This window comes from Actinoplanes sp. NPDC049265 (assembly GCF_043197135.1).
In the GTDB taxonomy this organism is placed as follows: domain Bacteria; phylum Actinomycetota; class Actinomycetes; order Mycobacteriales; family Micromonosporaceae; genus Actinoplanes.
Genome location: NZ_JBICSP010000012.1, coordinates 115,503 through 131,395, shown reverse-complemented (window position 1 = coordinate 131,395; position 15,893 = coordinate 115,503). Strand labels below are relative to the sequence as shown.

15 protein-coding genes are annotated in these 15,893 nt (G+C 70.7%); 5 read left to right on the top strand and 10 right to left on the bottom strand.

Translation table 11 applies throughout. From position 1 onward, the window contains the following. Positions 1–48 precede the first annotated feature (48 nt). Together ACGFIO_RS26970 and ACGFIO_RS26965 are read right to left on the bottom strand one after the other, a co-directional pair. Positions 49–882, bottom strand: a complete 834-nt coding sequence (locus tag ACGFIO_RS26970; protein ID WP_392829734.1) for a ketose-bisphosphate aldolase — start codon at positions 880–882, stop codon at positions 49–51. Then, positions 882–1,796 carry a 1-phosphofructokinase family hexose kinase gene (locus ACGFIO_RS26965; RefSeq protein WP_392829732.1) on the bottom strand — a complete coding sequence of 305 codons (915 nt, stop codon included), beginning with the start codon at positions 1,794–1,796 and terminating at the stop codon, positions 882–884. Before ACGFIO_RS26965 ends, ACGFIO_RS26970 begins: the two co-directional genes overlap by 1 nt. 142 nt (positions 1,797–1,938) lie before the next feature. Between ACGFIO_RS26965 and ACGFIO_RS26960 the strand changes: the two genes are divergently transcribed. The 3 genes from ACGFIO_RS26960 (at position 1,939) to ACGFIO_RS26950 (ending at position 4,805) form a co-directional block, all read left to right on the top strand. Further along, positions 1,939–2,844, top strand: coding sequence for a carbohydrate kinase family protein (locus ACGFIO_RS26960; protein ID WP_392829731.1), 906 nt, complete (start codon positions 1,939–1,941; stop codon positions 2,842–2,844). A 44-nt stretch (positions 2,845–2,888) separates the two neighbouring features. Further along, positions 2,889–3,329, top strand: a complete 441-nt coding sequence (locus ACGFIO_RS26955; protein ID WP_392829729.1) for a MarR family winged helix-turn-helix transcriptional regulator — start codon at positions 2,889–2,891, stop codon at positions 3,327–3,329. Positions 3,330–3,410: 81 nt separating this feature from the next. After that, positions 3,411–4,805: an MATE family efflux transporter gene (locus tag ACGFIO_RS26950; RefSeq protein WP_392829728.1), complete on the top strand. Its 1,395-nt coding sequence runs from the start codon at positions 3,411–3,413 to the stop codon at positions 4,803–4,805. Positions 4,806–5,007: 202 nt separating this feature from the next. On the opposite strand, the gene ACGFIO_RS26945 is transcribed toward ACGFIO_RS26950, so the two are convergent. The 5 genes from ACGFIO_RS26945 to ACGFIO_RS26925 form a co-directional block, all read right to left on the bottom strand. Beyond that, a complete protein-coding gene (locus ACGFIO_RS26945; RefSeq protein ID WP_392829726.1) occupies positions 5,008–5,832 on the bottom strand; it encodes a carbohydrate ABC transporter permease in 825 nt (274 codons plus the stop codon). Further along, the gene (locus tag ACGFIO_RS26940) at positions 5,832–6,776 is read right to left on the bottom strand and encodes a carbohydrate ABC transporter permease (RefSeq protein ID WP_392829724.1); all 945 of its coding nucleotides are present in this window, start codon (positions 6,774–6,776) and stop codon (positions 5,832–5,834) included. Before ACGFIO_RS26940 ends, ACGFIO_RS26945 begins: the two co-directional genes overlap by 1 nt. Before the next feature lies 1 nt (position 6,777). Next, positions 6,778–8,094, bottom strand: coding sequence for an ABC transporter substrate-binding protein (locus ACGFIO_RS26935; RefSeq protein ID WP_392829722.1), 1,317 nt, complete (start codon positions 8,092–8,094; stop codon positions 6,778–6,780). Between the two features lie 19 nt (positions 8,095–8,113). Then, positions 8,114–9,004, bottom strand: coding sequence for an SIS domain-containing protein (locus ACGFIO_RS26930; protein WP_392829721.1), 891 nt, complete (start codon positions 9,002–9,004; stop codon positions 8,114–8,116). A gap of 71 nt (positions 9,005–9,075) precedes the next feature. Beyond that, positions 9,076–10,377, bottom strand: coding sequence for an alpha-glucosidase/alpha-galactosidase (locus ACGFIO_RS26925; RefSeq protein ID WP_392829720.1), 1,302 nt, complete (start codon positions 10,375–10,377; stop codon positions 9,076–9,078). Between the two features lie 104 nt (positions 10,378–10,481). Between ACGFIO_RS26925 and ACGFIO_RS26920 the strand changes: the two genes are divergently transcribed. Beyond that, positions 10,482–11,264 carry a DeoR/GlpR family DNA-binding transcription regulator gene (locus ACGFIO_RS26920; RefSeq protein WP_392829719.1) on the top strand — a complete coding sequence of 261 codons (783 nt, stop codon included), beginning with the start codon at positions 10,482–10,484 and terminating at the stop codon, positions 11,262–11,264. 144 nt (positions 11,265–11,408) lie between these two features. Continuing rightward, positions 11,409–13,130, top strand: a complete 1,722-nt coding sequence (locus ACGFIO_RS26915) for a hypothetical protein (RefSeq protein WP_392829717.1) — start codon at positions 11,409–11,411, stop codon at positions 13,128–13,130. 2 nt (positions 13,131–13,132) lie between these two features. Here ACGFIO_RS26915 and ACGFIO_RS26910 read toward each other — a convergent pair whose 3' ends face one another. Genes ACGFIO_RS26910 through ACGFIO_RS26900 form a run of 3 tightly spaced genes read right to left on the bottom strand, consistent with a single transcriptional unit; the run spans position 13,133 to position 15,893 of the window. Beyond that, positions 13,133–13,804: a Crp/Fnr family transcriptional regulator gene (locus ACGFIO_RS26910; RefSeq protein WP_392829715.1), complete on the bottom strand. Its 672-nt coding sequence runs from the start codon at positions 13,802–13,804 to the stop codon at positions 13,133–13,135. Between the two features lie 53 nt (positions 13,805–13,857). Further along, positions 13,858–14,820 (bottom strand): lipopolysaccharide kinase InaA family protein, encoded by a 963-nt coding sequence (locus ACGFIO_RS26905; RefSeq protein ID WP_392829713.1) that lies wholly within the window; start codon positions 14,818–14,820, stop codon positions 13,858–13,860. Then, on the bottom strand, positions 14,817–15,893 hold the full coding sequence (locus tag ACGFIO_RS26900; RefSeq protein ID WP_392829712.1) for a protein phosphatase 2C domain-containing protein: 1,077 nt from the start codon (positions 15,891–15,893) through the stop codon (positions 14,817–14,819). The genes ACGFIO_RS26905 and ACGFIO_RS26900 overlap by 4 nt, the downstream gene beginning before the upstream one ends.

Sequence of the window (15,893 nt, the reverse complement as noted above, 5' to 3'; positions counted from 1 at the left end):
CTCTGTGATGTCAGCCGGCCTGTGGGCGTGGGGTCGTGCTCTGTGATGTCAGCCGGCCAGCAGGCGCAGGGCCGCGCTCACGGTGGCGGCCATCGCGTCCCGGGCCGGTGCGATGTACTTGCGCGGATCGACCAGCTCGGGCTTGTCGTCCAGGGTGGCCCGGACGGCGCCGGTGAACGCGGTGTTCAGGGCCGTACCAATGTTGATCTTCACCATGCCGCCGTGGACGGCCCGGGCGAGTTCGTCGTCCGGTACGCCCGAGGAGCCGTGCAGCACCAGCGGCACCGGGACGGCCTCGCGCAGCCGGGCGATCAACTCGTGGTCCAGGGCCGCGGTCCGGGTGGTCATCGCGTGCGACGAGCCGACCGCCACGGCCAGGGCGTCGATGCCGGTCGCGGCCACGTACGCCGCCGCCTCGGCCGGATCGGTGCGTACCCCCGGTGCGTGCGCGCCGTCCTTGCCGCCGACCTCGCCCAGCTCGCTCTCCACCCACAGCCCCTGGGTGTGGCAGCGTTGCACCGCGGCCCGGGTGGCGGCGACGTTCTCGTCGAACGGGCGCTTGGACGCGTCGTACATCACCGACCCGAAGCCGTTGTCCGCGGCCTGGTCCAGCAACTCGTCGTCCTCGACGTGGTCCAGGTGCAGGGCCACCGGCACGGCGGCGGCCTCGGCGATGCTGAGCGCGGCGGCGGCGATCGGGGCCAGCCGGCCGTGGTGGAACTTCACCGCGTTCTGGCTGATCTGCAGGATTACCGGGAGGCCGGCCTGCTCGGCCCCGGTCACGATGGCCTCGGCGTGCTCGATCATGATCACGTTGAAGGCGCCCGCCGCACCGCCGGTCGCGCGCGCCCGGTCGATCAGGTCTCCGGTCGGGGTGAACATCAGGACTCCTTCGGGTGGGGCGTGACTACGGCGGCTGCGCGCAGGCGGTGATAGGTGTCGCGGTCGAACGAGCCCGCCGTCGGCGCGGCCACGGTGGCCGCGGACAGGGCGACGGCGTCGGCGAGCGTTTCGGGCCAGGGGGTGCCGTCGCGTACGCCGCGGGCCAGCGCGGCCACGCAGGCGTCACCGGCGCCGGTCGGGTTGCCGGCGACCACCTCGGGCGGGGCGGCCTCCCAGCTGTCGTCGCCGGTCACGGCCAGCAGTCCCTCGGGGCCACGGGACAGCACGACGGCCCGGGCGCCGAGCGAACGGACGCGATCGGCCCGTTCGCGCCACCCCGCGGACCGGTCCGGGGTGAGCTCGGTGGCCTCGGCGGCGTTGGGTTTGACCAGGTGGGGGCGGGCGGAGAGGCCCTCGCGCAGGGCGGGGCCGCTGGTGTCGAGGATGACCGGGACGTCGTGCTCGGCGGCGATCAGCGTCAGGGTCGCGTACCCGTCGAGGGGTGCGCCCGGCGGAAGCGAGCCGCACAGCGCGACCACCGACGCCTGGGGGAGCAGCGTGCGGAAGTGGTCCAGGAAGGCCGGCCACGACGGCGCCGGGAGGTGTGGGCCCGGCTCCCAGAAGCCGGTCGCGTCCCGGCCGTCCACGACCGCCACCGTGCGCCGGGACTCGATCGGCGCGGCCAGGAACGACGCCGGCAGCCCGGACGCCTGGAGCAGGTCGGTGAGCTGGGCGCCGACCGTGCCGCCGAGGATGCCGGTGGCCAGCACCGGTTCGCCCAGGGCGTGCAGGGCGGTGGCCACGTTCAGGCCCTTGCCGCCGGGGCGGGCGGCCACCGCGGTCACCTGATGGGTGGTGTGCGGGGTCAGAGCGCCGACCGTGTACGTGAGGTCGAGCGCCGGGTTCAACGTCACCGTGACGATCATCGTGCGACCGAGTCAACTGATCGAACGCGCAGCTGTCAACAGCCGTTTGTGCGCGTATCGTGCTGGCGGGCGCTGCAATGCGGCAATCGTGCAACTCAGAATGAGCGTTTTGACAAAAGTAGGAGCGAGTGTGGACGTTCTCGTCGTCGGCGACGCCAACCCGGACCTGATCCTGCGCGGCGACGTGCGCCCCCGGTTCGGTCAGGCCGAGCAGCTGCTGACCGCGGCCGACCTGGTGCTCGGCGGGTCGGCGGCGATCACGGCGGCGGGGCTGGCCCGGCTCGGTGTGCGTACGGGGCTGCTGACGGCCATCGGCCACGACGTCTTCGGCGAGGTCACCCGGCAGGCCATCGCCGCCCGTGGCGTCGAGCTGCGCGAGGTCGAGCGGGCCGACGAGATCCCCACCGGCCTCAGCGTCATCCTGTCCGAGCCGGGCGACAAGGCCATCCTCACCCTGCCCGGCACGATCCCGTCGCTGCGCCCCGACGACATCACCGACGAGCATCTGGCCGGCGTCCGGCACCTGCACGTGGCCAGCCTCTACCTCCAGCCGCGGCTGGCCTCGGGGCTGGCCGCCGTCTTCGCCCGGGCCCGGGCCCTCGGCGTGACCACGTCGCTGGACACCAACTGGGACCCGGCCGAGAAGTGGGATTCGATCCACGCCATCCTCGAGCACACCGACGTCTTCCTGCCCAACGCCAACGAACTGCGGGCCGTGACCGGCCGGACCGGCCTGGACGAGGCCGCGGCCAGCCTGCGCCACACCACCGTGGTGATGAAGGACGGCGAGCACGGTGCCCGCGCCTGGTGGACCGGCAGCAGCGCCACCACGCCCGGCCACGCCGTCGAGGTGGTCGACACCACTGGGGCCGGGGACAGCTTCAACGCCGGCTTCCTGGCCGCGCGGTTGCGGGGTGCCGACATCGAGGAGGCGCTGCGCTGGGCGGTGGCGGCCGGTTCGCTGAGCACCCGCGCTTCCGGGGGTACGGCCGCACAGGCCACGCGCGAGGACGTGCTGGCGCTGACCCGGGGATAGTTCGAGGGTTGACAGTTAGAGCTCTAACCTTTAGCGTTCTAACTATGGACGCCCCGAAGCTCACCACCACGCTCGAACTGCTCCGCTGGATCGGCTGGGCCCAGCGCAAGGCCGCCGAGGACTGGGTACGAGCACGCGAGCTCAGCTTCGAGCAGAGCTTCGCGCTCGGCTACCTGGCCCAGAACCCCGGGGCGATCCAGCGCGACATCGCCCGGCTCACCCGCACCAGCGCGGCCAGCGTCTCCAGCCTGCTGCAGGGGCTGGAGCGCCGCGGCCTGGTCGAGCGCCGCACCGAGCCCGGCGACGAGCGCAGCAAACGCGTCTACACCACACCCGCCGGCGCCGACCTCGTCGCCGGCTTCGACACCGCGATGGCCGAGGCCGACGAGAGCATCCTGGCCCCCCTGACCGAAACCGAGCGGTCCACCCTGCACGGCCTGCTCACCAAGATCACCGCGGAGCTGCCGCAACCCACGCGCGACTAGCTTCCCGCCGCTTCCCACACCCCACCCCGTAACGCGTCGGCCCTGCCGCCGCGCACTCCAACCTGCCCGAAGGAGGCTCACATGAGCGCCACCACCCTCGACGCCCCCGCATCCGCCGACCCCAACCGCTGGTACCTCTCGGCCGCCCCCATCGCCCGCGCCCTGGTACACCTCTGCGTACCCATGGCCGCCGCGATGATCGTCACCGCCGTCTACAACGTCGTCAACGCCGGATTCATCGGCTCCCAGCACAACACCGCGCTGCTGGCCGCCGTCACCTTCGGCACCCCGCTGCTCGGCATCGTGATGGGCGTCGGCGGCGTCTTCGGCGTCGGCGGCAGCTCGCTCATCGGCCGGCTGCTCGGCGCCTCCGAGAACGACCCCGCCCAGGCCCGCGAGATCCGGCGCGTCTCGTCCTTCTCCGTGTGGGGCGCGGTGATCGCCGGCGCGGTCCTCGGCGGCCTCGGCCTGGCCCTGCTCCACCCCCTGGTCACCGTGCTCGGTGCCAACGCCGCCGCGGTCACCGCCACCAGCCAGTACGTCGCCGTCATGCTGGCCTTCGTACCCGTCATGGCGGCCGCGTTCTGCCTCGAACAGCTCGTCCGGGCCGAGGGCGCCGCCCGCCAGGCGATGATCGGGCTGATCCTCTCCACCGTGGTCAGCGTCGTCCTCGACGTGCTGTTCATCCTGGTGCTGCACTGGGGTGTGGCCGGCGCCGCGCTGTCCACCGGCCTCGCCAACGCCGCCACGGTCGCCTACTTCGCGTGGTGGCTGCAGCGCACCAGCACCACCATCGACCTCGCGCCGCGCTGGTTCACCCTGTCGCCGGCCGTGGTCAAGCCGGTCCTCGGCGTCGGCGTCGGCGAACTGCTGCAATCCGCCTTCCTGATCGTCACCGCGCTGGTCCTCAACAACCTCGCCGCCCGGTACGGCGACGGTCCGCTCGCCGCCATGGGCGTCGCCGTACGCATCGCCCAGGTCCCCGAGTTCCTGGTCATGGGCGTCACGCTTGGGGTGCTGCCGCTGCTGTCGTACGCGTACGGCAAAGGCGACCGCGCCCGCCTGTACGCCGCACTGCGCGGCTCTGCCCTCACGGTCGGCGCCATCGCCCTGACCTTCTCGATCACCGTGTTCGCCTTCCGTACCCAGATCCTCTCGATCTTCTCCACCGACCACGCCGTGCTCAAACTGGGCGTGACAGTCCTCGCCGCTCAGCTCACCGCCATGATCGCCAACGGCTTCACCGGCCTGATCACCTCCTTCTTCCAGGCCGCCGGCCGAGCCCTCCCCGCCACCGTCATGTCGATGTCGCAGGGCATCCTGTTCATCCCGATCGTGATCGCCGGCAACCTCTGGTTCGGCCTCCCCGGCATCATCTGGGCCCTCACCGCCACCGAGCTGATCGTCTTCCTGATCGGCGCCGCCACCTGGCTGGCCTCCCGCCCTTCCATCGCCCGCGCCCTCTCCACCCCCTGACCCGTGAGGTCCGTAACGCGCGTTACCGGCCCTGGTAGCCCGGGGCGGTGATCCGGAAGCGGTCAGCACGACCGGTGAATGCGCTTTGGCAGCAGTCAGCTACGACCGGCGTTTGAGTGTGGTCTGGCAGCGGACAGCGGCGACCGGCATGTGAACGTGATCGGAAGGCCGACAAGCCAAGACCGCGCGAACTGAGAGCGCATCATCCCTTGAGGCCGGTGAAGGTCATGGTGGCGATGAACTTCTTCTGGGCCACCAGGAAGGCGATGATCAGGGGCATCGTGGCGATCACGTTGCCGGCCATGAGTTGGGCCCATTCGGTGCGGCGGGTGCCCTGGAAGCTGGCCAGACCGACCTGCATGGTGAACTTGCTGTCGTCGCTGATCGCGACCAGGGGCCACAGCAGGTCGTTCCAGCTGGACAGCAATGTGAACACGGCCAGGGTGGCCAGCGCGGGGCGGGCCAGTGGCAGCACCACGCTGATGAAGGTGCGCAGGGTGGATGCGCCGTCGAGGCGGGCCGCCTCCTCCAGTTCGACCGGCAGGCCGAGGAAGAACTGCCGCATCAGGAAGATGCCGAATGCCGAGGCCAGCCAGGGTACGAACGCCGCGGCCAGGGTGTCGACGATGCCGGCGCGGGCGAACATCAGGTAGGTCGGGATCATCAGGAGCTGGATGGGGATCATGACGGTGGCCAGGATCAGCATGAAGGCCAGGCCGCGGCCGGCGAACTTGAGGCGGGCGAAGCCGTAGCCGGCCAGCGAGCACAGGATCAGGTGGGAGCCGACCGCGATGGCCGAGACCAGGATGGTGTTGGCCAGCCAGCGCAGCACCGGCGTCTCGGTCAGCAGGCCCTTGTAGCCCTCCAGGTGCAGGCCGGTGGTGGGCAGCAGCTTCGGCGGGAACTGGTTGATCTCGGCTGTGGACATGAAGGACGTCAATACCATTTGTACGAGCGGAAGCACGAAGATCAGCGCCATCGGCATCAGCAGCAGATGCCAGGGGCTGAAGGGGAGCCGGCGAAGCATCAGAACGCCTCCTGACCGCGGCGGCGGCCGTACCAGATGACCAGCAGGGAGAGCAGCAGCGTGACCGCGAACAGCAGGTATGCGGCGGCGGCGCCGTAGCCCAGGCGCTGGGTCTGGAAGGCCAGCTCGTAGATGTAGTAGACAACCGTTTGGGTGCTGTTGAGCGGGCCGCCGCGGGTGGTCGTGTAGATCAGGTCGAACAGCTGCAGCGCGGTGATCGTCTGCCAGATCGCGGTGAACACCGTGACCGGCCGCAGCTCGGGCAGCGTGACGTGGACGAAGATCCGCCACGGCGAGGCGCCGTCGGTGCGCGCCGCCTCGACCAGTTCCTTGGGGATGTCCTGCAGGGCGGCCAGGTAGATGACCGCGGTGAAGCCGATCTCGCCCCACAGCGCGATGATGCAGATGATGTACATCGCCTGGTTGGGGCTCTCCAGGAACTGCTGTGCGGGGATGCCTACCCGCCGCAGCAGCTCGTTGGCCGCGCCGAACTGCGGGTTGAAGACGAAGCCGGCCAGGATGCCGGTGGCCGCGGCCGAGGCCACGTACGGCACGAAGATGCAGGTGCGGTAGAAGCCGATCAGCCGGATCTTCTGGTTCAGCGCGACCGCGACCAGGATGCCGATGATGATCGAGGCGGGTACGAACAGCGCGGTCAGCAGCAGCGTGTGCCGCGCCGCGGCGGCCATGTCGGGGTCACCGGCCAGGCGCTGGTAGTTCTGCCAGCCGACCATGGTGGCGGGGGCGATGCCGTTCCACTTGGCCCGGGAGATGAAGAACGCCCAGATCGCGGGGAACAGCGACAGCCCGACGACGATCAGTGTGGCCGGCCCGGCGAACGCCCAGCCGGTGAGGTGGCGGGACAGCGCCCGGCGGCCCGCGTTGGGCCGCCGGTGACCGGCCGGTGCCGCCGAACGCGGCGTTGCGGCGAAGGTCAGCGCCATCTCATTCCTCCACGGCGTCGGCGGACTTCTTCGCCGCCTCGTCCAGGGCCTCCTTGGGCTGGGCTTGACCCTGCAGCACCTTGGCGATCGCGTCGCCGACGTTGCGGGACAGGACCTCGTAGCCGGCGGCGGTGGGCCGGGCCTTCTTGGCGTTCTGCAGGTTGTCGAAGAACTTCTGCCCGCCCTTCCAGTCGGCGGTGTACTTCTTGAAGGCCGGGGTGTCCTTCTCGCTGGTCCGCAGGGGCAGGTTACCCACGGCGAGGTTCCACTTGGCGTCGGTTTCGGCGCTGGTCAGCCATTTGGCGAAGTCGCGGGCGGCGCCGGCCCGGTTGGCGTCCTGATGGTCGAAGAGCACCCACAGGTCGGGTCCGGAGACGGTGGTGTGGTCGCCGTTGGTTCCGGGCAGTTGGGCCACGTCGTAGTCGAACTTGGCGTCCTTGAGTTCGAGCAGCGACCACGGACCGGAGATCATCATGCCGACGCGGCCACCGTTGAACAGCGGGCCGTACTTCTCGTCGGTCTGGTCCAGGTACATCGACTTGTCGTCGACGGCGATCTGGCGCAGCGTCTCCAGGGCCTTCACACCGGCGTCGGAGTTGAAGGTGGGCTTGGTGCCGTCGAGGATCTCGCCGCCGTTCTGCCACAGCAGCGGCCACAGGTGCCAGGTGGTGTCCTCGCTGCCGGAGACCGAGTACGCGGTGCCGTACTGGTTCTTGGCCGGGTTGGTCAGTTTCTTGGCCGTCTCCCGGAAGTCGGCCCAGGTCCAGTCGTCCTTGGGGTAGGGCACGCCGGCGTCGTCGAAGATCTTCTTGTTGTAGATGACGGCCAGGTTGTCGACCAGCGCCGGCAGGCCGATGACCTTGCCCTTGGCCGTGGCCACCTCGCGGGCCGCCGGGGAGAAGTCGTTCCAGTTGAACGCCGGGTCGTTGACGTACGACGTGAGGTCCTGCGTCTTGCCGCTGGCGCCGAGGTCACCGGCCCAGCTGCCGAAGGCGTACGAGATGTCGGGGTAGCTCCCTCCGGCGAAGCCGGCCGACAACTTGGTCAGCAGGTCGTCGGTGGTGGGCGCGCCCGGTGCCGCCTTGACGGTCACGTTCGGGTGCAGCTTCGTGTATTCGGCGGCCAGTCCCTCCGCCACCTTCTGCGCCTCGGTGGTCTGTCCGGTCCACCAGGTCAGCTCGACTTTCGCGTTGGGGTCGTACCCCGCCGCGTCGTCCTTGCCGTCGTCGGTCGTGCCGCCCATGCAGGCGGAGAGGAGAAGGAGTGTCGCGCTCAGTCCGCCCAAGACCAGGCGGCCGCGCCGGAGGGCTGGCGTCATCGGCATTTACCTCAATTCATCAGGCCGCTGCGTCCGACAGGACGACCGACCGGGTGAGCAAACGGGGGCGGTCAGGATCGAGGCCGCGGTGCGCGGCGAGGGCCAGCGCGAAACGCTGGGCGAGGACGAGCTGGGCGAGGGGGTCGAGGCGATCGCGGTACGCCGTGGCGCCGGCGCCACGCGCGACGTCGTCGAGGCCGGCCGGCACGTCGCCGAACGACCAGACGATGCTGTTGTGCCCGGCCACCGCCACCGGTCCGTGCCGGAAGTCGCCGGCCGGGTAGGACTCGGAGTAGGCCTGGGCGGCCTCGCGGACCTTGAGCGCGGCCTCGTGGGCCAGCCCGACGGTCCAGCCGGTGCCCAGGAAGACCAGGTGCTCGATGTTCTGCGGGTCGACCGGGAGGGCGGCGGCGAGGGCTTCCCGCCCGTCGGCGACCAGCCCGCTGAGGTCTTCGCCGAACGCGGCCCGGGCCAGGGCGAGCACGGTGGTCGGGAACCGGGTCTGCACGACGCTGGTCTCGTCGGCGAAGTCGAGCAGCAGGCGGGTGTCGGTGAGCCCGTCGACCGGCATTCCGGCGACGGCGGTGATGGCGACCTTGTGCGCGTCCGCGGGGGCCTGGCGGAGCGCGTCGAGCACCTCGGTCGAGGTGCCGGACCGGGTGACCGCCACGATCCGGTCGTAGCGGCGGCGGGGGACGTACTCGGACGCGCAGATCGCGTCGGTCTCGCCGAGTCCGGCGCTCTCCCGTAGCTCGGCCATGGCCTGTGCGACGAACCAGGAGGTGCCGCACCCCATGATCAGCATCCGTTCGCCGGGCGCGGCCAGGGCCGCGGTGGCCTCCCCGGCCAGCCCGAGCGCCTGTTCCCAGACATCGGGCTGGCTGGCAATCTCCGAGGACGTGTGAGTCATGTTCGGGAATTATGCTCGTTTGCGATCGCTTAACAAGATCTCGTCAACAAACGAGCATCCTGTGTTGCGCGTTACAGTGTCACCCGCAGCTCAGGTGCCAGAAGTTCACGATGCGCCGTGACCATCTCGTTGCACAAGTCCCAGATCGCGTCGACGCTCAGGGTGGCCGCGGTGTTCGGGTCGACCATCGCCGCCTGACGGATCTTGCGCGGATCTCCGTCGACGGCGGCGGCCACGGTCAGCTCGCCGACCGAGACGAAACTGCGGTTGACGGCCGCGCACTGCGGGGGCAGGGCGCCGACCCGCTCCGGGCGCACGCCCAGGTGGTCGACCACGCACGGCACCTCGACCGCGTACCCGTTGGGCAGGTTGCTGATCAGGTCGTGGTTGGCCACGTTGCCGTGGATGCGGCGCAGCTGACCGGTGACCATGCTGTGGATGACCTGCGGGGCGTACTCGGTGGCGTCCCGGCTCACGTCCAGCGGCTCGCCGGCCCGCAGCGCCTTCCGGACCGCGTGGTACTCCTCCACGTTGCCGGCGCTGATCCGCAGGTAGTCGCCGACCGGGATGCGCAACCGCTCGATCTCGTCGTCGAGGTGCAGGTACCAGGGCAGATACTCCGACGAGTGCTCGCTGGTCTCGGTCGGGAAGTAGCCCAGCCGCCGATACATGTCCATGCGTACCCGCCGCCGCAGCGAGGGGTCGCGTTCCAGCAGCTCGTCGAGCTTGGGGTAGAGCGATTCGCCCTTGTGCTCGAAGCGCAGCAGCCAGGCCTGGTGGTTCACGCCGGCGCCGGTGTAGTCGATCTCGTCCAGCGGTACGCCGAGCAGGTTGGCCAGGTCGTGCACCGTCCAGAAGACCGAATGGCACAGCCCGACCGCCTTCAGCGCCGGAGCGGTGGCGGCCAGGTAGCCGATGTTCATGGCCATCGGGTTGGTGTAGTTGAGCAGCCACGCGTCCGGGCAGATCTCCTGGATGTCGCGCGCGATCCCTTCGAGCACGGGGAAGGTCCGCAGCGCGCGGAAGATGCCGCCGATGCCGAGCGTGTCGGCGATCGTCTGGCGCAACCCGTACTTGGCCGGGATCTCGAAGTCGCGCACCGTGGCCGCGTGCATGCCGACCTGGATCGCGTTGATCACGAAGTCGGCGCCGTCCAGCGAGGTGCGCCGGTCCAGGCTCGTGGTGATCTTCGGAGTGGCGCCGAGCTGCTCGGATGTCCGCCGGGCGATCGCTTCGGCGGTCTCCAGCCGCTCCGGGTCGATATCGTGCAGCGCCAGTGTGACACCGCGCAGTTCGTCGAAGGAAAGGATGTCGGCGAGCAGCTCACGGGTGAACACCACGCTGCCCGCGCCGAGGAAAGTGATCACGGTCATGGGCGGATTCTCGTGACGTTCGTTGCGAACGCGCAAGCAGATCTGGTTTATCGCTTGGAAACGAACTAATGTGACTGCGCGTTTGATCAAACCTGGGAGGGACCATGCCGCCGAGCACCCTGCGCCGTGCCGACCGAGTCTCCGCGATCCTGGAGCGGGTGGCCAGCCATGGGTCGGTGGACGCCGGGCACCTGGCCGACGAGTTCCGCGTCTCGCCCGCCACCATCCGCCGTGACCTGCAGGTTCTCGAGGATCAACGGCTTCTTTCGCGTACGCACGGCGGCGCGGTCGCCGTCGATGTGGCGTACGAGCTGCCGGTCCGCTACCGGGTCGGGCAGCACCGCGAGGAGAAGGCACTGGTCGCCCGTACGGTGGCCAAGATCCTGCCCAAGGGCCCGCTGACCCTGGGCCTGACCGGCGGCACCACCACCCACCTGCTGGCCCGCCTGCTGGCCGAGCGGGTCGACCTGACCGTGGTCACCAACGCGCTCAACATCGCCGCCGAGCTCGCCCTGCGCCCGCGTCTCAAGCTGATCATGACCGGCGGAGTGTCCCGCACGCAGAGCTACGAGCTGGTCGGCCCGATCGCCGACCAGGCCCTGGCCGGCCTGAACATGGCGGTCGCGGTGGTCGGCGTCGACGGCATCAGCGCCCGCGGCGGCCTGACCACCCACGACGAGATCGAGGCCAACACCAACGCTCAGATGATCCGCCGCGCCGACAAGGTCATCGTGGTCGCCGACGGCTCCAAGATCGGCCGGATCTGCCTGGCCGGCATCTGCGCCGTCACCGACGTGGCCACGCTGGTCACCGACAGCAGCGCCGACGAGGCGGGCGTGGAGTCGATCCGCCGGATGGGTACCGAAGTCGTGGTGGCCGGTCACTAGCTCTCCTTCGTCCGCCGCGAGCTCCGGTCGAACGGAGCATGTCGGTTCGGTGGTGCACGGCGTTGAACGGGTCAGATGACATACAGCCCGTCGCGCGCCGTTGATATCCCTGAGCGAGGCAACGGGCGGGACGAGCGGAGTGAGATGTTCGCACCTGGGGGTGCCGTCCGCGTTGACGTCAGCGCGCTCGGTCACCTGACCCTCCTCGACAAGGGCGGTCAAGGCACGGTGTACGCGACGTCGGTGGACGGATCGCGGGTCTACAAGGAATACAGCGCCCCGGTGCTGACCACAGTGGACGACGGTGCGCTGACGGCGATGGCGCGGCTCCCGGGCGGCCTGACGCCGGCCGACGCGCGGTCGCTGACCGAACGCACGGCCTGGCCCGGCACCGTGGTGACCAGGAATGGCAAGGTCTCCGGCTTCCTGATGCCGCGGGCGCCCCAGCGGTTCTACGTGCCGATGACCATGCCCACGGGGACCAGGACGAAGCTCGCCCTGACCCAGTTGCTGCTCAACGGTGACGACTTCGCCCGCCGGACCGGGCTCACGACCAGCGACGCGTTCCGTCTAGAGTTCCTCTACGACGTCGCCGAGACGCTGGAATTCCTGCACCGCAACGACATCGCGGTCGGTGACCTGTCTCCGAAGAACCTGTGCTTCAGCTTTGCGGCCCGGCCACGCTGCTACTTCATCGACTGCGACGCGATGCGCGTGCGCGGAGCCTCGGTGCTGGACCAGGTGGAGACGCCCGACTGGGCGGTGCCCGGCGGCGAGCAGCGGGCGACGACCACCACCGACGAGTACAAGCTGGCCCTGCTCGTCATCCGGATGTTCGCCGGCGAGCAGAACGCGACCGACCCGGCCGTGCTGGACCGGGTAACGCCCGCGCTGCGGCGGCTGGCCGAGCGGGGACTGAGCGGCGACGCGAGCCGCCGCCCGGATCCGGCCGAGTGGAAGCGGACGCTGGCCATGGCCATGCGGGGCGGAACGACTCCCGCCCCGGTCCCGGCGCAGAGCAGACCCGGCCGAGCGGCGAACGTGCCGCCGTGGAACCGGCCGACCGGGTCGCCGAACGTGCCGCCGTGGAACCAGCCGACCGGGTCGGTGACAGTTCCGTCGTGGAACCGGGCGACCGGGTCGGCAACAGTGCCGCCGTGGAACCAGCCGACCGGGTCGGCAACAGTGCCGCCCTGGAATCAGGCGACCGGGACCGCCCGGGTTCAGCGGCCCGCCTTCGTCCCGGTCCAACCGCCCGGCCCGCCCGCGGCGTTCGTCCCGGTGGGCGCGGGCCGGCGGTTCCGGGCCGGCACCATCGCGAAACTGGCGGTCGTGGTGGCCGTCCTCGCGTACGGCCTCCCGCAGGCCGGCGACTGGCTGCGCACCGCCACCGAGAACTGGCGGCCCGACCGCCCCACCCCGGCCGAACAGGCCCGATCGATGGCCGACCTGCTCGCCGACTCCGGTAACGACCGGAAGAAGGTGATAGCGGCGATCGAGGACATCATGGACTGCCGGCGGCTGACCCAGGCGGCGACCACGCTCGACGACGCCGCCTCCAGCCGGACCGCGCTGCGGGACCGGGCCGGCGCCCTGCCGACCGGGGAGCTGGCTCGGGGCGCCGAGCTCAAGACCGAGCTCACCGCCGCGCTGGACTGGTCCCGGGCGGCGGACCAGGCCTATGCCGGCTGGGCCCGGAACATGGCCCGCGCCGACTGCGGCTCGTCCGCGCGGCGTGGCGTCGACCGCGCGCGTGGCGACGCCCAGTCGAAACAGGCCACCGCGGCCAAGAAGCGGTTCGTCGCGCTGTGGAACCCGATCGCCGCCCAGTACGGCCACGAACAGCTCAGCTACGTGCGGGTCTGAGCTCAGGACCCGGCGATCCGGCGCAGGGCCGCCGGGTCGAGCAGCCGGACACTGCGCCTGGCCGTGGCGACGACGCCCTGGTCGCGCAGTTGCTCCAGCAGCCGGCCGACGGTGCGCTGGGAGGCCAGCATCAGGCCGGCCAGGTCCTGCTGGGACAGGGGCAACTCGATGACCAGGCCACCGGAGCCGTCGGCCATGCCATAGCGGTCACCGAGCAGGAGCAGCAGACCGGCCAGACGTTGCGGGCTGCTCTGCACCCCGGCCGCTGTACGGTAGCGGTCTGCTTCCCGCAGCCGGCCCGACACCGTCCGCTGCACCAGCGCGGCCACCTCCGGATGCGACCGCAGCACCGACCGGAACGCGGGCGCCGGCAGGAACAGGGTCTTCACCTCGGTCAGGGCGGACAGCGTGGCCGAGCGTGGGCCGCCGTCGATGCCGGCCAGCTCGCCGATCAGGTCACCGGCGTCACGCAGGCCCAGGATCACCTCGTGACCCTGGGGGCCGCGGGTGGCGACCTTGACGCAACCGCCGAGCACCACCAGGACGAAGTCGGAGCGATCCTGCTCGCGAACGATCACCGCCTCGTGCGGGTAGACGCGCAGCGTTCCGGCCCGGCGCAACTCGGCGCGCTGAGGCTCGGTCAGCGCGAACCAGAACGGCCGTTCGGGGACCATGCCTCATGCTAGGACGGCCGGCCGGGCGGGAATCGCACACGCGGGGTGTCACGTCAGGCGAAAGCGGCGATGAGGCACACCAGGGCCACGATCAGACCGACCGTGATCATCACCGCGGCCGGGAACCGGGGCGGGACGACCGGATCCGGCCGAGTCACCGTGTCCGCAGTCGCGGCGAGCAGCACCGGCAACCAGTCGGCCGGCGCCGGCCGGTCGGACGGATCCCGCGACTGGCTGCGTACGGCCAGGGCAGCCGCCTTACCGGACACCACACCGAGAGCGGTCGGGTCGCGGCAGGACTGGTCCCGGGCGAACAACCGGATCGCCATCAGGCCCAGCTTGTACGCGTCCGACGCCTCGGTGGCGAGTTCCTCCCCGGCCGGCACCTCCCAGTCGTTGGTCTCCACCTGGGGCAGCACCGAGGCGCCGTGCACCCGCATCGCGTCGCAGTCGATGAAGAAGCACCGCGGCGGCTCCGAGTCCAGGTCGAACAGGAGGTTGTTGGGAGACAGGTCACCCACGACCACACCGAGCCGGTGGAACTCGGCCAGCGTCCGCGCCAGGTCGGTGAGGAGCAGCAGGCGTTTGCGGTCGTCGATCGGCACGGCCATCCGGGCCAGGTAGTCGTCCGGGTTCAACAGGAACTGGAAGCCGGCCGGCCGGCGATTGACGGTGCCGTCACGCCGCGGCAGGGACACCTCGAACGTGTCCGGGATCCGGCGCATCAGGAAACCGCGTACCGCGCCCTGCTCCTCGACCAGCGCCGCCGGCCAGGCGGACTGCTCGCACAGCCAGCGGCCGGTGTCCGGAGGCAGGGCCGGCACCAGTTCGATCAGCCGGCGGAGCACCGCGGTGTCCAGCCGGGACCGGGCCGCGTCGGTGTACTCCTTGTAGACGCCGGGCCAGTCGCCGTTGATCCGGATCGAGCCGGTGGCCCAGACCTTGCCCTGGCCGCCGTGACCGACCAGGCTCAGATCGCGCAACAGCGTCTTGTCGATCGTCGGTGAGCCGGTCATGGCCGCCGCGGCGGTTGCGGCGAGCGCGGCCAGAGCGCGATCAGCGTACGGTCGTCGTCGAAGTTCTCCCGGGAGAAGTCGAGGTCGCGGGCGAACCGCAGCGGGTCGCCGGGCCGGCGTAACGCGTCGGCGAAGTGCCGGCCGACCTCGCCCGCACCGTCGCCGAGGGGATCACCGAATCCATCCGTGCCGAGCAGCAGCACCTCGCCGGCCGAGAGCAGGCCGGCCCGGGGCGTCACCCGTGGCATTCGCGGCAGGGCGGTCGTGGCCGAGCTGACGATGTCGGCGCCCGGCGCGTACTTGGACTCCAGCAGACACTGGTACCGGTCCCCGCGCAGAATCCAGGCACTGCTGTCGCCGACGTGGATCATCGAGGCCTCGGGCCCGTCGGCGGTCGGTCGCACCAGACCGGCCACCAGCGTGGTGGCGAACTCCCGTTCCGCCGTCTCGGTGTCGGTGTCGTCGCCCAGCACGGCTCGCGCCTGAGCGATGACCTGCCAGGCGGCCTGCTCGACCAGGCCCTGCCAGTCGATGCGGTCGGTGCCCTCGTCGAGTCGCGCGACTATCGCGTTGACCGAGGCGCGGCAGGCGGCGCTGGCGCCGATGTGCGAGTGCCGGGCCGAGGAGACACCGTCGGCGACGGCGAACACGACCGCACCGCTCGCCCGGTGCAGGCTGACCGCCATGTCGTCCTGGCGCGGCGTTCCCCGGTAGCGGTGGACGTAGCCGCGGATCGACGCCGCCCGCACGATGAGGTCGTCGGTCTCCCAGCCGTCGACCACCATGTCCGGGCGGTAGGAGACGGACGCCGGTGGGCGGGGCTCGAACCGGTGGATCGGGTCGCCGACGACCGGGCTGTTCCACTGGGAGAGTTCGGGCGGAGAGCCGTTCCGCCGTTCTCCGCCCGGCTGCGCCGGTACGGGGGGATTCGCCGTGACGGTCGTCTCCCGCGCCCGGGGGCCGGGTTGTTGCGGCTGGTGCCGCCGCTGGGCCGCGGCCGACGCCGGTGGGCGGCGCTCCAGCAGGGTCAGCGGCCAGAACAACAGTCGATACAGATGACGCGGCAGGCTCAC

Bases quoted from the DNA above. Each gene is read 5' to 3' on its own strand.
- ACGFIO_RS26970 (WP_392829734.1), bottom strand. From the start codon at position 882: ATGTTCACCCCGACCGGAGACCTGATCGACCGGGCGCGCGCGACCGGC.
- ACGFIO_RS26955 (WP_392829729.1), top strand. From the start codon at position 2,889: ATGGACGCCCCGAAGCTCACCACCACGCTCGAACTGCTCCGCTGGATC.
- ACGFIO_RS26950 (WP_392829728.1), top strand. From the start codon at position 3,411: ATGAGCGCCACCACCCTCGACGCCCCCGCATCCGCCGACCCCAACCGC.
- ACGFIO_RS26945 (WP_392829726.1), bottom strand. From the start codon at position 5,832: ATGCTTCGCCGGCTCCCCTTCAGCCCCTGGCATCTGCTGCTGATGCCG.
- ACGFIO_RS26940 (WP_392829724.1), bottom strand. From the start codon at position 6,776: ATGGCGCTGACCTTCGCCGCAACGCCGCGTTCGGCGGCACCGGCCGGT.
- ACGFIO_RS26935 (WP_392829722.1), bottom strand. From the start codon at position 8,094: ATGACGCCAGCCCTCCGGCGCGGCCGCCTGGTCTTGGGCGGACTGAGC.
- ACGFIO_RS26930 (WP_392829721.1), bottom strand. From the start codon at position 9,004: ATGACTCACACGTCCTCGGAGATTGCCAGCCAGCCCGATGTCTGGGAA.
- ACGFIO_RS26925 (WP_392829720.1), bottom strand. From the start codon at position 10,377: ATGACCGTGATCACTTTCCTCGGCGCGGGCAGCGTGGTGTTCACCCGT.
- ACGFIO_RS26920 (WP_392829719.1), top strand. From the start codon at position 10,482: ATGCCGCCGAGCACCCTGCGCCGTGCCGACCGAGTCTCCGCGATCCTG.
- ACGFIO_RS26915 (WP_392829717.1), top strand. From the start codon at position 11,409: ATGTTCGCACCTGGGGGTGCCGTCCGCGTTGACGTCAGCGCGCTCGGT.
- ACGFIO_RS26910 (WP_392829715.1), bottom strand. From the start codon at position 13,804: ATGGTCCCCGAACGGCCGTTCTGGTTCGCGCTGACCGAGCCTCAGCGC.
- ACGFIO_RS26905 (WP_392829713.1), bottom strand. From the start codon at position 14,820: ATGACCGGCTCACCGACGATCGACAAGACGCTGTTGCGCGATCTGAGC.